We start from the raw sequence: 15,333 nt of genomic DNA on the forward strand, positions 1-15,333 counted from the left end.
AATCAGCCATCTATCTAAGCGTAGAAGAAACGACCAAGTTAAGTAATCAGTGCGCGCATTCATACGTTGGTAGTAATGTCCCACGCAAGTCAGATTATGCCGTAATCTTCTTGTCGGCAACAATCTGGCCGTCCTTAAGGGTAAGAAGCCGGTGAGCGCGGTCGATCACCTGTGGATCGTGCGACGAAAAGACGAACGTGATACCGTCTTCGCGGTTCAGTCTTTCCATCAGGTCGAGGAGTCTCGCGGCCGTCTCCGAGTCTAGATTCGCGGTGGGTTCATCCGCAAGCACCAGTCTGGGATCGTTCGAAATGGCTCTAGCAATTGCCACGCGCTGCTGCTGACCGCCGCTCATCTCATTGGGACGCTTGTTGGCGAGGTCGCCGATACCGAGCTGGTTAAGAAGAGCCAGTGATTTCTTTTTTCTCTCGACGGAATTAATGCCGCGGAGCATCATCGTGAACTCGACATTCTCCAGAGCGCTCAACACGGGGTTGAGGTTGTATGCCTGGAAGACAAACCCGATCTTCCTCAGGCGTATGTCGGCGAGTTCGCGTCGCGTTTTCGATGCCACGTATGCTCCATCGAGATAAACTTTTCCCTCAGTGGGCTTATCAAGCGTACCAATGATGTTTAACAGAGTTGTCTTTCCTGAACCTGACGGACCAGCGATTACTGAAAAGTCCTGGGGCAAAATTTTCAGGTTTATCCCTTTGAGCGCGTCGACCGGTACCCCGTTATCCTGGTAAGTCTTTTTCACATTCTCGACGCGAACGATTTCCGAAATGATTGTCCTTGTTTCCATGGTTTTAATATCCCATTTCTAAGTTGCTCGAATTGCCTCGACAGGCCGCAGTCTTATTGCCCTGGTCGCTGGATAGAGAGCACCAATGACGGTCGAGATTGGGATGATCACCGTCGCGTTGACAAGCGACGAGGCAGTCAAGATCGGATAAATGGTCGTACCGACACCGAGCGATCTAAGGCTTTCGGAAAACATCGCTAGGTTCCATCCTGAATAAGAAAGAGGGATGAATATTGCGAAAGATGCGACGAGGCCGACTGCTGTGCCGACTATGCCGAGAAACGCAGCCTCCGTGAGGATCATGGCGAAAATTCTCCTGTTCGACATTCCTATAGCCATATCCACGCCAAATTCATGCGTTCGCTCCATGACTGCCATGAGCATCGTGTTGACTATGCCGAATATTAAAGCGATGACGATGATTGCGTAAAATATGTAGATGGTTTCATCATAAAGCTGTACCTGCATGACGAGGAGCGGGAGCATTTGCCTGTAAGTCAGCACTTCATAGGAGTTCGCCAATTTGGATCTTATGTTATCGGCGACCATATCGGCCTTTTTGGCGTCGATAGGATTAACAACAAATTCTGAAATACGCCCATCCGCGCCAAGCAGCTGCTGAGCGGTCTGCATCGGAATATAAACGTGTCCCTGATCGAAACCTGAATCGAACGTTTCGAATATTCCGACAACGCGGCACGCTTCTGACCCAATACTCCCGTCAAAGCGCGACGCCATCACGACCACTTTGTCGCCAAGCTCCACCTTCAATTTTTCAGCTGCAGATGAACTTATCAAGATTTCAGCAGGCTTACCGGAGAGATAAGTTCCTTTGGTGACATATTTGCAGATCGTGGTCACCTTCTTCTCTGAACTTGGTTCAACCCCAAGGATCGAGACTCCAGACGAATTATAAGCACTGCTGACGAGTCCAAATGTCCGCAATCTTTCGGACACATTGCATGGAAGACTCTCGTTTGCGAGCGCTGTTCGGATCCCATACGGATCGCCGATCGAATTCTTGAGCGCAGGATTTGCCTGGTAACCCTTTTTGTGAATCTGAATATAACCCGCGTCGGCACCGATCTGGTTTGTCAGCATCTGCTGCATCATGCCGACAGAGATACCGTCGGTAAGAATCATAGCCATAACGCCGATCGTGATCGAAATGATCAGTATCAATGACCTCCGTTTATTCCGCAAGATATTACGCCAGGCAATCTTGCGTATCATCAGGTATATCGTATTCCTTTAAGTGGCTCTAGTTTCAACACTCTCCATAACGGATAAACCGCCGCGACTACCGAGATGCCCAGTATCGTCAGGCTGGAATCAAGGAAAATTTTGAACGAAAGTGACGAGACGAGTACTGGTGCGAAGTTGTATGCTCTGTAGAGTTCTGCGACGTCACCTCCCAATTGGATGGGATGCTGCACAAGGTACGAATTGACCGCAATTCCGATTCCGTTTCCGATTAGGAACCCTAATACGAGCATAAAGAACACTTCCAACCCTACCGCGAGAACCAATTTCTCTTGGCGCATTCCGAGGGAGAGCATCACGCCGTATTCCCTGAACCTTTCCGTAATTGACATAAGAACCGTGTTCAATATCCCAAATCCAACCACCGCTAGCAGAATTATTATATAGAGCACACCGCTGGAATTGTCGAGCTCTATGGTCTGCTTCAATTGCGGCAACAACTCCTGCCAGGACAGTGCGACTAGTCCAGTTTGCCTCAATCCATGATTCAGCTTATTCGCCACTTCCTGGATGTCATCTTGGCTCCTTACTGAGATTGCAAGTGCATTTATTCTATTCCCCATCCCGAGAAAATTCTGAAGATCGCTAATGTCCATGAAGGCACCACTTCGATCAAATTCATCAGAGCCAGTCTTGAACGTACCAACGATTATTACAAAGATGTTGTCCAGTGTGCCATCAAATCCCTGTGCGAGCATCACTACCGAATCTCCAACCTGGGCACCAAGGTTTGCCAGCAGTCTGTATCCGACGACAATTTCGGGAGGATTGTAATCCCTTTTAGGAGAGTCAGCCGCGAGGAAACGACCGGTTTCTATTTTCTTTTTGCAGTCCGTCACGAGCGGTTCTGTCTTGGGCGAGACACCCATCACCATCACGCCGATAGACTGATCGCGATAGCTCAGAAGCCCGTCGGTCTGAATCCTCGGCGAGTAACCGTTGATTTGCGGATTGCTTTTGACTTCATCAAGAATCTTTGGAGTTAATTCAAAACTCTTCTGCAGTGTCGGAGCCTGGTTGTAACCTACCTTCTGAATCTGGAGGTAACCAGTAGACATACGAACCGCTGTGTTGATAGTCTCTGCGTATGTTCCATACTGTATTCCGCGTTGGATGATTGAGAGTGAAATTGCGAAGATTACTGCGGCCATCGCTATCAACGTTCGCCGCCAGTTCCGCCACAGACTTCGCCAGGCAATGCTCACAAGCAACACGACCGACTACCTCTCCAATTCCTTTAACGAGAAAATGCTGTTCGGAATCTTTCTATCGAACGTCGCATCGTCCATTTTAATCTCAGTCGAATGAGTTTTGTCGGAATTGTACATCGTCCAAACTGCGGGTATCTTCCTGCCTCCGATGACTCTAAAATCGCTCATTACCATCGTGCGCATCAATTTCCCTTTTTCATCGAAATACTCAACTTGCGAAGGAAGGTCATCTTCTTTTCGTACCCAATATATAATCTTTCCCCAAACGACAGGGGCATTTGGCTTGGGACTCAGCTGCAACTTCCAGCAATCGGTATTGTCCATTCTCTCCGTTCCTATTATCGTGATATCGTAATCTTCAGCAAGAGTTTCGCCGCGCACCATGTCGTCATAGGTATAGTCCGACCCGTTCCATGATTGGAGCATCATTGATGGAGGGATCCGGATTGTGGTCTCAGTTGCTCGGAGATACATCCAGATTTCGTTCCCGAGTTTGAGAGTACGATTGTTCGCCTCGCGTTCGGGAGCAAGGATCTTAACGAGTGCCTTCTCATCGCCGATCGACCAGCTCTCCATTTTCATTGTTCTGTTGTAGTCGGGAGTGGTGATCGCCATTTCCATTACGGAATGACTTGACGATTTACCTTTTATGGCATCTTCAGCCTTTTGTATTAATTGCTTTCCATCTTGCGAAAGCCCCTTGCCTGAAAGCGCAATCAGCGTGAAGAGTGACATAAAAACGTAACGTATCATTTCATAATCCCTAATGTTCCGAAGTAAATACGAGATTTACTATTTTGCAGAAGCAATTCATTCGGGCACTTTTATCGCCTCTATGATTAGACTAATCCCGTTCCCGATCTGCTCTCCGACGTCGGCATCCATAGCGCCCATGAAGAATAGAAGTGATGTGCCTTCGATAATTGCTATGATAGTGTTGGAAACGTCGGCCGGGTCAACATTGCGGAACTCGCCCCTGTTAATCCCGTCCTGTAAAATGTTCTTTAAGAGATCGAGATAGATATCGAACTCTTTCTTCGCAAGCTTCTTGATTGCTTTGTTTCGAAAGGCGAATACATACAATTCCTGGATGATGGGTCTGAACCGAAAGACTCTAGCTATCTCTGAAACCGCGACATTTCTAAATCTAATCAATCGTTCGATTGCGCTAGCTGACGATTCTGCTATTCCCGTCATTCCGATCGCACCTTCAAAGAAGGATTTGAAAACAGCCTGTATCAGCTCATCCTTACTTTTGAAGTACCAGTATAGCAACCCTTTGCTCACCCCTGATTCTTGGACTATCTGATCCATACTTGTCTCTTTAAGTCCATGCCGCGAGAATGCTTTGAGGGCAGCTTCAATTATCTGTCCCCTGCGTTTTGTCTTGGGGTTTACTTCTTTCGGTACCATGATTTCTTATTGACTGACTAGTCAGTCAATAACCAAGTTAAAAAGGTTCTCCTTTGGTGTCAAGTGCTACGTAGAGTAAGCGTGTCAATTCTCGGTTGATGAAATTAGTATAAGTTGCCGAACTAATTGAAGATGCTGAGATTATCGAGTCCACGAACTGGATAAAGTCCCGAAGGGATCCCTTTGGGAGAGGCATTCTTGGAAAGAGGACCGAGAAAGAGACGCCTGCCTTCGCCGAAGCGGCTACGCGCAGGCAGGCAGGATGAGATGTTTGAAGTGTGGAAGTTTGAAGACAGTACGGAACGGAAAGCGAGTGATAAGGCCGGGGAGCATAGACCGTCACAGCGATCGGGAGGTACAGAAATATAGATGCAAAGAATGCAACGCAGTGTTCAGCCTACGAGCAGACAAGGGAACAAAGTACGGATTTGATTTCAAAGCAGAGCTGACCCGGATGCACGTCGAAGAGAGAGTGAGCTACCGAGTGATGTCGAAGCGATTGAAGGAGAAGTTCGCCTTAAGCATATCGCCGCGATATCTATGCAAGATGGTCAACGACGTGGCAGAGCTGAGCAAGAGCAGCATGGAGATAAGTCAGGAGTTCAGCCCGAGATGGGATGGGTTTATTGCCATCGACGATAAGTACGTGAGCGTACGTGGAAAGAGATACCTCAGTCTGGTGGCTGTCGATACAACCGGGGATCCGGTGCACATGGAGCTCATCGAAGAACCGAACCAGCAGGCCTACGACAACTTTTTCAGGTATCTGGTGGATCATATCGGTTACAGAGTAAGAGCAGTAACGACAGACCTTGATCCGATCCTGGACAACACGGTCAAAAACGTGTTTGGCGGCAAGATTTTGCACTAAAAGTGCATATGGCATGGACTGGAGATCGTTAGGCGTCAGCTCAACCTCCCTCAAGTCAAACAGGCCTATATCCGGTTCAAGAATAAGTACGACTGCATCTCTGCAAGGCTGGAAGACAAGAAGGTGTATTACGACATGACCAAAGAGAGGCTTGTGGAAATGAGAAACGAGCTCGCCATCATCGAGCGAGAATATCTGGCAAAAGAAAATTTAATTACAGCCGTTCGTGAGATGCTCTACCAGAAAACCACCCCTGATGTCTCTCGGCACCTCAGGAGCATCAGGCGAAAGTACAACAACCAATATCCCCAGGTGATATCCTTCCTGATAAACAATCTTGATGCACTTACGACTCACACCATTAACCATGACATACCACGAACAAATATCATGGTCGAGAACTTCAACAGACAACTTCAGAGAAGACTTAAAACCATCGAGGCCTTCCAGTCCGTAAGCACCGCTTCTAACTATCTCAACTTGATCAGAAACTATATACGCTTTAAACCTTACACCGACTGCAAGGGCAAAAGAAGATACCGCAATGGCAACTCCCCAATTGAACTCTCTAACGTCACACTCCAGACTCGCGATTCGGTAAAAAACTCTATAAATTATCCGAAATTATCAACCGCATAGTGATACGCTTACATGTCCAGTAGAGCCCTTTTCAAAACCAAGAAAAAAATTAGAGAATCGTGGTCGCTGTCCCGCTGGTACCCAAAGTAGAAAGATGTTTGAGACATGATGTACTTATTAAGATGTTGAGGCTCTATCTCATCAAGATCATCTTCTTGACTCGTTTAAATGCGCCCGCTTGAAGCCTATAGAAGTAGACTCCGCTCGGCAAATTACTCCCATCGAAACTTGCGTTGTACGCTCCTGCGTTCTCTTTTCTTTCTACCAGCACAGCGACTTCTCTGCCCAGCACATCATAAACCTTCAAGCTCACGTAATTGCTTACCGGCAATTGATATTTGATCACCGTTGTAGGATTGAACGGGTTTGGATAATTCTGATGAAGCGCGAAATCGGTTGGAATGTCTTTCCCCGGTCTGACGGCCGTCAAAGGGCCCGCCGTGAAAGTCCAAGTATCCGACCACCCGCTTGACCCGGTAGTATCCAGGGCACTGGCTCTCCAGAAATACACAGAGTCCCCTTTTAACCCTTCGACCTCAAGGCAAGTGTCAAGCACGGACGACGAATCCACGAGGATTCGGGAGAACATACTGTCAGACGACAGCTGGATACGGTAGCTGGTTGCATTGGCAACTTTCCTCCAAGCGAGTTTGATTGAATCAACTGCGCCACTTGAATCGTTCCGCGGAGTGGCGAGGATCGGTGGAGAGAGAAGTAACGCGTACAACTGAGTCAATGGGCGTCTAAAGATACCTGCAGGCGTACCTGCGTATATATTCGAACCTACCAACGCCAGTGTGTAAGCGGTGTCTTCTTCCAATCCGGCAAAGAACCAGGCCACATTTTCGCTCGTCGAAACATATATCCCGCTGTCTGTCGCTGCAAACAAATCGCTGCCGTCGGTGATGACAGAATGGATATTCGTATCTCTCAATCCGGTGTCCGATTGTTTCCAGAGAGTTCCGTCGTTTGCCGTCACAAAGACACCGCCGTCGAAAGTTCCGGCAAATACATTTGACCTTTCAACGGCAAGTGATGAGACCCCGAGGTAAGTCAGTCCGTTGTTGACTTGTGTCCAGGTCGATCCGGTTGTTCGGAAGACTCCCCCGCCCCAGGTGCCCGCCAGAATATTGCCGTTGTGAGTCGCGAGCGTCCTGACATCCGTACAGGTGAGACCATTCCCCAAATACATCCACCCGGCCGATTGCGTATCAGAGTAAGACACGCCGCCATTCAAGCCGGCATATAAAAACGAAACGTTAACGGCAAGTGACTGGATTGTGAAACCGCCATAGAGCCCAAAAGCATTCCAGCTCCACCCGCCATCGGTGGACAGAGAAACCCCTTGCGATACAGTGCCCAAATAAACTTTCGAGTCGCGAACGATTATGCAGCTCACGTTTCCACCTTGGAGTCCGTTCATGCTTTGCGTCCATGTGGACCCGCTGTCGGTTGAAATATACATCCCGCCTCCGGCAGTCCCCGCCAGGAGGTTCGGACCGCATCCGGCGACCGCCGGCACCGCAAGGTTCGTATGTCCGCTATTCAATTGGTGCCAGGTCCGGCCCTTGTCCGTCGAACGATATAATCCCCCTTCCAATCCCGTTCCAGCCAGGATCGTAGAGTCTTTCACTGCTAACGAAAAGACATCCGGATTGCTCTTGTAGAGGTCCGTCTGTGTCCAGGTCGTTCCGCTGTCGGCCGAAATGTACACTCCACCGCTGTTTGAACCCACATAAATGTAGGATCCGTCAGTGACTATACAATTCACCAATCCTGCCATGCGACCGCTGTCTGAACTCACCCAACTGGAAGCCCGGTCTGTTGACACATAAAGTCCGCCCACCGCTCCTGCAAAGATCTTGTTTCCGAAAGTGACCATGGCAGATATCTGGAACGAAGGTGGATTTGCGGTGCCGCTCCATGAAAGGCCTTCGTCTGTGGACCGGTAAATTCCATCGTTCCATGATCCAGCGTAGATTTCGGAATCGAGGAAGGTGTAGCAATCGGCGCCGTTGTATCCTACCTGCCCTCCGAGCTGCTGCCAGGTTGCACCGCTGTCTGTGGAGAAGTATCCCAGGTAGACCCCGCCCGCAAAGATTGTGGAATCGTGAACTGCCAGGCATTGCGCGTCCGTGGCCAAGCCTGTCACACCGGTTGATTGCTTCCAATGCAATCCGCAGTCGGTAGAAAAGTAGATCCCGGTTTGAAGCGATCCGGCAATCAGATTTTTTCCCAGAATAGCAAGAGACTGGATATATTCATCCGCCAATCCGGAATTCCCTCGGATCCACCTGTTGCCGTTGTCCGTCGATACGAAGATTCCATCGCCATAGGTCGCCATGCAAATGAGAGAGTCGGTATTGATGATACCGTACGCGCTACCGTTGGCATAAGGTCCGTTCAGCTTCACCCACTGTGAGTAAGTCGAGCTCGTAGAGGCGAGAACGAGTCCCAACAAGTAGAGAACGAAATTCCTCATCTTCTTTCCGCCTCCTGACTATTTCGCAAGAATCATCTTCCTGAAGGAAACGAAGTTTTTGTCCATTCCTTCCGCATGAATCCTGCAAATGTAAACACCGCTTGCGAAATGAGACATGTTAACAACCTGCTCGTAGAAGCCTACGTCAAGTTTCCCTAAATCATGCTCCTCGACCTTCTGACCGAGGACGTTGAAAATGGTAAGCAGCACGCTCGACCTCTCTTTCAGTCCGAATCTCACGGTAGTGCTTGGGTTGAACGGGTTAGGAAAATTCTGGTACAGAACATAATCTGCAGGAATTCCTGACTGATCCATGACGCCGGTTTTGGGAGAGGTCGTGAAAAGCCAGACGGAAGACCAGTCGCCTTCCCCGGCGGAGTCGACCGCGTTCACGCGCCAGTAGTAAGTTGAATCACCGGTCAGATTTGTTGTGACGGTAGTATCTGAAGTAGAAATCCTGAGCACAATATGACTGAAACTGCTGTCTCCAGCAATTTGAACATTATACAAATAAGCATCCGGCACATGATACCACACAAGTCTGATCGAGTCTGGAACGTCGAGTGAACTGGTTGTCGGACTGACAAGCATCGGTGCGGCGGGAGGATTTTCGACGAGTTCGGATAGGGAGCGGCGCCATATGCCGTCACGGTCGGTAGCGACAAACACATAATCGCCGAAGGCAGTGATGCAGTGAATGTTCCATGTTGTGAATCCGCTGCCGACCTTGTTCCAGCTGACCCCACGATTAATCGAGAGATAGACATCTCCGAACGCGGAGGCAGTGAACACCGCGGAGCCGACTGTCCCGAAGCAGGCCGGATACATTATATCAGGTATGGATACGACAAGATTCCAGATTGTACCGCCGTCGGTAGAGAGTGATACGCCATATTCATCCACGCCTGAGAGGATGTTCGATCCGCTCGAAACAACGCCGCTTGCAGGCCAGGGACTGTGGGGGTTCGCCTGCCAGTTTCCCCCATCGTTGGTCGATACATATATCGTCCCGCCCGTCGTCGTCATGACATTTGAGCCGTACACGCCAAGCGAGTATATGTAGTAGACCGACGCGTCCGGCAGTCCGATAATCACCTGTTGCCAGGTCGTTCCACCATTTGTGGAGCGGATAATCCCATCGTGGTACGTTCCGACGAAGACTTCGGATCCTTTCGCAACCATGCATGAGACTTCGGGAGAGCTCAGGTTCATGTTCGCCTGTCTCCACGTCGCGCCGCTGTCTCCGGATAGGTACACTCCCGTTCCTTCGGTCCCTGCATAGACCTTGGACCCATTCGTGAGAAGTGAGTACACATAAGAGCCCCCAAGTGCAAGCTGATACCAGGTCGCCCCTGTATCTTCGGAGACGTAAATGCCTCCGCCGATTGTTCCCGCAAACATACGCGAACCGATACCCGCGATCGAATAGACGGGAGGACTCCCGAAGCCGCCGTTCAGGAGGACCCACTTGACGCCGCGATCCCGGGACGTAAACAATCCGTTGCTGCCTGTGCCCGCAAACTCCGACGATCCGGCCGAGGCGAGACAAAGGACATTGAAGTCTCCACTCGCCGGGCGTGTTTTATTCCAGCTCGCGCCCATGTCTTTTGAAACAAAGACACCACTTTCGGTTCCGGCAAAAACACATCCTCCGGCAATCCCAATGGATGAAATTGAAGTGTCGATAAGATTATCGAAGACCTGCTCCCATGTCTTTCCACCGTCACTCGATTCGAAGACTCCCTTGCCCGATGTGCCGGCGAAAACGAACGAGTTGACCGTGGCGATGCACTTTATCTTCTTGTCGATCAGCACGGTGTCGGTCGAGATCCACGTTGAACCGTTCTTTTGTATGAGGTACACTCCGCTGTCCGTCCCTACGTACACGCCCGAGTCGATGATCGAGCAACAATTGATCGCGCGATTCGCGAATGGAACGGATGTCGATTGCCAATTGGAGCCGTCCCAGCTGGCTCCAACGCTGTCCGTGTAACAGAATCCCGATGAGGTCGTGATCCACACTTTCCGTGCTCTAGTGTCAATAAAATCCACCGACGAAGAAAAAGGCTGGTTCCAAGTCGTTCCTTCGTCGGTCGAGACCCACAATCCGAGATCCTGAGTGCCGGCAAAGATGAGCGGGCCGCTTATCGCGACACGCGGAGTATAGAAAGTGGCTAGATTACGGCTTATGTACTTCCAGCTTTTTCCACCGTCTGTCGAAAGGTAGACGCTACCTGTACCACCGGCGATACTGCTTTTGCCGACCACTATTCTCGAAGTGTCGTTCGGATCAACGGCCACCGAGCCGACGCTTCCCAATATCGGACCCGTCGATGCGAGCCACTGCGAGGCTGACGGTTTTGGGATGGCAAATATCGAGACAAAGGTTAGTACCGCAGTTAATTGGAAGAATCGAGTCATAACCCCTCACATTCAAAAATCATTCGAGTCTTTAGATTCGCTTCGTCAATGAGACGAGAGAGTTTATGGCAGCATCCATGATAGATTTGCATGAAATTCAGGGGAAGAAAAAGAAATGGAGCGGTTTCCATGCCGAGATACTGATCCCCCCGACCATGAACACCAAAGTTCATTTCCTCGCTGCCCTTTAGTTTGAGAAAAGTTATAATGGCGTCTCAGAAATTGCAACCCCTAGAGACTCAGTTCAGAAGCAACCTGTCATTTCACGAGCATTAATTTCTTAATCGAAACAAATCTCTGACCATCTTTTCCTACCGCACTAATCCAGTACAAGTACACTCCGCTGGCAAACCTGTCCATGTTAATGGTCTTGTTGAACCTTCCGGCATTCATGGTTCCGTAATTTTCCTCAATTACTCTCTGCCCGAGGGCATCATAGATTTCGATTTTCACGTTCGATTGCTCTTTAAGATCGAATCGAATCGTAGTGCTGGGGTTGAACGGGTTGGGATAGTTCTGATAAAGAGCATACATCAGAGGGATCCCATTACTTTCATCTACCGCATCGATTCCAGTTCCAGTGGTAAATACCATCGTTAAAGAGAAGAAGCTGCTCCCCGAAGTATCAATCGCACTTACATGCCAGTAATATCGAGACGTGGCTGCAAGCGGGACTCCCAACTTAAATGTAGTATCTGCTGTCAGGGTATCAAAGACGACAGAGGAAAAGGAACTGTCGCCTGTAACCTGAAAATAGTATTCCTTGGCATATGTCGATAGACGCCAGGCAAAAGTAGTTCTCCTGGGCACTCCTGTTATGCCGTTCGGTGAAACTGCATATGGCACTTGCGGTGTAGGATCCAGAGTTGTAAAACTCTTTTCCTCACTGCGGAAATACACCTGGGGTGAACTGGTCGTTCCAGCTACTCGGTAATAGTATGTGGTGCGAGGAGTCAGAGAACTCAGCACTGCTGAAATGAAAGTGGTCGTATCCCCGCTGGCCGTCCCCGGCGATGCTGTCACGCTGTCTGTATAGACCAATGATTTCTTTCCAAATATGAATCGCGCCGATGAATTGATACGGAACGGAAACACGACCCCGTTTATTTCACCGTCGGATGTGTCAATATTTGTCGCGGGAAGCGAGCTTGCAAAGGGTTCGCTCCCAGGCAGATATCGTACAACAGCAAACGCGGAACCAGTAACAAAAATAGAAAATCCAGCCATCACAATCTTCCCGTTACGTTGGATGGCAACGGAAGTTCCGATGTCTTGCGTCACAAGATCGCCACTTAATTGCGTTCTAATCGTTCCAACTGCGTTGAGAGTACTGTCAAGTGTTCCGTCCATTTTGTAGCGTGCCATGGCAAAGGCATCGCCTGCGCTATCTGACGAAAATCCAGCCAACACGATTTTCCCGTCGGACTGTACCGCTGAACATAGACCATAATCACTACCGCCGCTAATTTGAGTGATGACGGTCCCATTTGTGCCAAAACTTGTATCAAGCGTCCCGTTAACGTTGTAACGGGCGACAGCAAATAGGTATCCATCGTCACGATGGGACATTCCTCCGACGACTAACTTTCCATTTGGATCTATTCCGACAGACTCTGCATCATCATCCGTTCCGTCACCTCCGCCAATGTGGGTCCTCGCTGTCCCATTAGTCCCGAATGAATTGTCAAGAGTTCCATTGGAATTGAAGCGAGCAACCGCAAAGGCGTTGCCCGAACTGCTAAAGGATTGGCCGGCCACTACTATCTTCCCATTTTTCTGAACAGCGATTGACCAACCGTAATCATTTCCCGCGCCTCCATTGATGGATGTTGTCACTGTTCCAGCTGTACCGAACGAATGATCCGGAGTTCCGTCTGAGTTGTAGCGAGCAACTGCAAACACATAACCTGAAGTATTATGAGAAAGCCCTCCAACCACAATTTTACCGTCGGATTGAACAGCAATAGACTTCCCCTGGTCCACTGTACCATCACCGCCGTTAATGACAGTCCTTACCGTTCCGTTAGTGCCGAACGTGTTATCAAGAGCCCCGTTCGTATTATAGCGAGCAACAGCAAAAGCGTCGCCTAAAGATAAACGGGACTGGCCGGCAACCAGGATTTTTCCGTCCGATTGCAAGGCCACAGAGACACCCACGTCACCGCCATCACCGCCGCTGATTGCATTCCTCACCAAACCATTCGAACCGAAAGTATTATCAAGTGATCCGTCGATACCGTAGCGAGCAATGGCAAATTCTGAACTCATACCGGCATTCAATAACGAATGTCCTGCAACCACAATTTTCCCGTCTGATTGCACGGCAACCGCACTCGCCACGTCACTCGCAAAACCACCATTGATGGGGGTTCGCACAGTCCCACCTTCTCCAAATCCGATATCAAGGGACCCACCCGAGTCCAAACGAGCTATGGCGAAGGAAGAGCATGAAGTATCCGTGGAACTTCCGGCCAATACTATCTTCCCGTCCGATTCCACGACAACGGCAGCGGCCCTATCGTCTATACCGTTACCTCCGCTAATAGCCATCCTTGCAGTTCCTCCTGTGCCGAATGTGCTATCAAGCATTCCGCCAGTGTCATACCGGGCGACAGCAAAGGCATATTCAGAACCACTACTTGAAGACCCAGCTATAACCAGTTTCCCATCCGATTGAAGAACCACCGAAAACCCCTCATCGTCCCCGGAATTCCCTCCGGGAATACTCGTTCTAACCAAACCGTTGCTGCCGAAAGAACTGTCGAGAGTCCCGTTGATGTTGTAACGATACGCTGCAAATTTGTTGCCTGTGCCATCATCATTGTTGAAGAATCCCGCCACCACAAGCTTTCCATCAGACTGGATAGCTACGGCTCTACACTCCGCATTGGGGCCATAGCGCCCAAGTGGCGCCCTTACCGAGCCACTTCCACCAAAGGTGCTATCAAGCGCCCCGTTGCTGTCAAAGCGCGCAATTGCAAATGCGTTTCCGCCGCCCAAGAACGAATACGAAGTTCCAGCGACTACTATTTTTCCGTCAGATTGTAACGCAACCGAGCTGCCATAGTCAGCTGTACCATCACCGCCTTGAATCTCTGCAGTGACTTTTCCATTTGTGCCAAATGCATTATCCAGCACTCCATTGGAGTTCAGGCGCGCAACCGCAAAAGAATTGTTTGAAGCACCAGCCACAACAATCTCTCCGTTCGCCTGAAGGGCCACGGAATATCCTGCGTCATTATCAGTACTACCATTGATTTGGATCGTGACTCTTCCATCGAGACCGAAAGTGCTATCCAGAGCTCCATCCGTATCGTATCGAGCAACAGCAAAAGTGGAACCTTGGCCGTTATTATCAGATTTGCCCGCCACGACAATCTTCCCGTCATCTTCAATGGCCATGGAATACCCATAATCTTGGGCGACGCCTCCGTTGAACTGTGTCCTTACCGTCCCATTTGTGCCGAATGTGCTATCAAGTTCCCCATTAGCATCATAGCGGACAAGAGCGAATGCGGAATTGCCAAATGGGCTGCCGGAATTATCACTTGCAAAGCCAACCGCCACTATCTTTCCATCCTTCTGGGCTGCCACTGACCGTCCAAAAGCATTTGTAACGCCACTTCCAAATGTGGTTCTTACTCCCCCGTTCGCACCAAACGAGTTGTCAAGCAGCGGCGACGAGGTGAATCCCTGAATCGATTTGTAGAATTTCGTCTTAGATCCAGCAGCCTTGAAGTGGGCAATCTGAAGTGATTCCCATCGAAGATTGAATCTTCCCAACTGTTGAGCATTTCGTTCTTCGAAGGGAAGGTCGGCTCCTTTTAGTGACTGTGCATTCGAAGTAGCCGTTGCGAAAAGAAGAAAGTAAATCCAGAGAATTGAGGAGCGATTAATATTGCTCATTTTGTTTCGTCCCCTAAATTGTGTAGGAGTTTATTCGGTTACTCACCGGATTAACGTTGCCGACAAGGTTAATTTTTTCATGTTCACCTCAAGAGAAGTATCTTCACGTTTTTGCTGAACGACTCAGTGTCATGACCTGCCCCCGATTGATGTACCAACGTTAAGCTGTGATCGCTCATTTCTGAACTGCTCCCCATCTTTGATCCAAATTGAATAAGAACAAATTCGTGATTAATGTCAAGCGGATACGGTCCTTTGTCGTTCGATTTGGTTGATGAATTCCTCTGGTGTCTGGTAGTTCAGTGCACTGTGAGGTCTCTCG

General features: G+C 49.4%; 10 protein-coding genes. 2 read left to right on the forward strand and 8 right to left on the reverse strand.

Annotation, left to right across the window (positions count from 1 at the left end; translation table 11 throughout):
• Positions 1-94 precede the first annotated feature (94 nt).
• The 5 genes from VIS48_00465 to VIS48_00485 all read right to left on the reverse strand — a co-directional run bounded on the left by VIS48_00465 (position 95) and on the right by VIS48_00485 (position 4,692).
• Positions 95-805 (reverse strand): ABC transporter ATP-binding protein, encoded by a 711-nt coding sequence (locus VIS48_00465; protein HEY9164613.1) that lies wholly within the window; start codon positions 803-805, stop codon positions 95-97.
• 18 nt (positions 806-823) lie between these two features.
• A complete protein-coding gene (locus VIS48_00470; protein ID HEY9164614.1) occupies positions 824-1,987 on the reverse strand; it encodes an ABC transporter permease in 1,164 nt (387 codons plus the stop codon).
• 50 nt (positions 1,988-2,037) lie between these two features.
• Positions 2,038-3,219 carry an FtsX-like permease family protein gene (locus VIS48_00475; GenBank protein ID HEY9164615.1) on the reverse strand — a complete coding sequence of 394 codons (1,182 nt, stop codon included), beginning with the start codon at positions 3,217-3,219 and terminating at the stop codon, positions 2,038-2,040.
• A gap of 69 nt (positions 3,220-3,288) precedes the next feature.
• Complete coding sequence (locus tag VIS48_00480) at positions 3,289-4,032, reverse strand: outer membrane lipoprotein-sorting protein (GenBank protein HEY9164616.1); 744 nt, start codon at positions 4,030-4,032, stop codon at positions 3,289-3,291.
• Between the two features lie 57 nt (positions 4,033-4,089).
• On the reverse strand, positions 4,090-4,692 hold the full coding sequence (locus VIS48_00485) for a TetR/AcrR family transcriptional regulator (GenBank protein ID HEY9164617.1): 603 nt from the start codon (positions 4,690-4,692) through the stop codon (positions 4,090-4,092).
• 286 nt (positions 4,693-4,978) lie between these two features.
• On the opposite strand from VIS48_00485, the gene VIS48_00490 reads away from it, so the two are divergent.
• The gene (locus tag VIS48_00490) at positions 4,979-5,563 is read left to right on the forward strand and encodes a hypothetical protein (GenBank protein ID HEY9164618.1); all 585 of its coding nucleotides are present in this window, start codon (positions 4,979-4,981) and stop codon (positions 5,561-5,563) included.
• 135 nt (positions 5,564-5,698) lie between these two features.
• On the forward strand, positions 5,699-6,202 hold the full coding sequence (locus VIS48_00495; GenBank protein HEY9164619.1) for a hypothetical protein: 504 nt from the start codon (positions 5,699-5,701) through the stop codon (positions 6,200-6,202).
• A 133-nt stretch (positions 6,203-6,335) separates the two neighbouring features.
• Here the strand turns inward: VIS48_00495 and VIS48_00500 are convergent, their stop codons facing one another.
• The 3 genes from VIS48_00500 to VIS48_00510 form a co-directional block, all read right to left on the reverse strand.
• Positions 6,336-8,684, reverse strand: a complete 2,349-nt coding sequence (locus VIS48_00500; GenBank protein ID HEY9164620.1) for a T9SS type A sorting domain-containing protein — start codon at positions 8,682-8,684, stop codon at positions 6,336-6,338.
• Positions 8,685-8,702: 18 nt separating this feature from the next.
• Positions 8,703-11,105, reverse strand: a complete 2,403-nt coding sequence (locus VIS48_00505; GenBank protein HEY9164621.1) for a YCF48-related protein — start codon at positions 11,103-11,105, stop codon at positions 8,703-8,705.
• Positions 11,106-11,363: 258 nt separating this feature from the next.
• Entirely contained in the window at positions 11,364-15,011 is a 3,648-nt protein-coding gene (locus VIS48_00510; GenBank protein ID HEY9164622.1) for a T9SS type A sorting domain-containing protein, read from the reverse strand.
• Positions 15,012-15,333 lie beyond the last annotated feature (322 nt).

The sequence above is a fragment of the Candidatus Kryptoniota bacterium genome (assembly GCA_036567965.1).
In the GTDB taxonomy this organism is placed as follows: domain Bacteria; phylum Bacteroidota; class Ignavibacteria; order Kryptoniales; family JAKASW01; genus JAKASW01.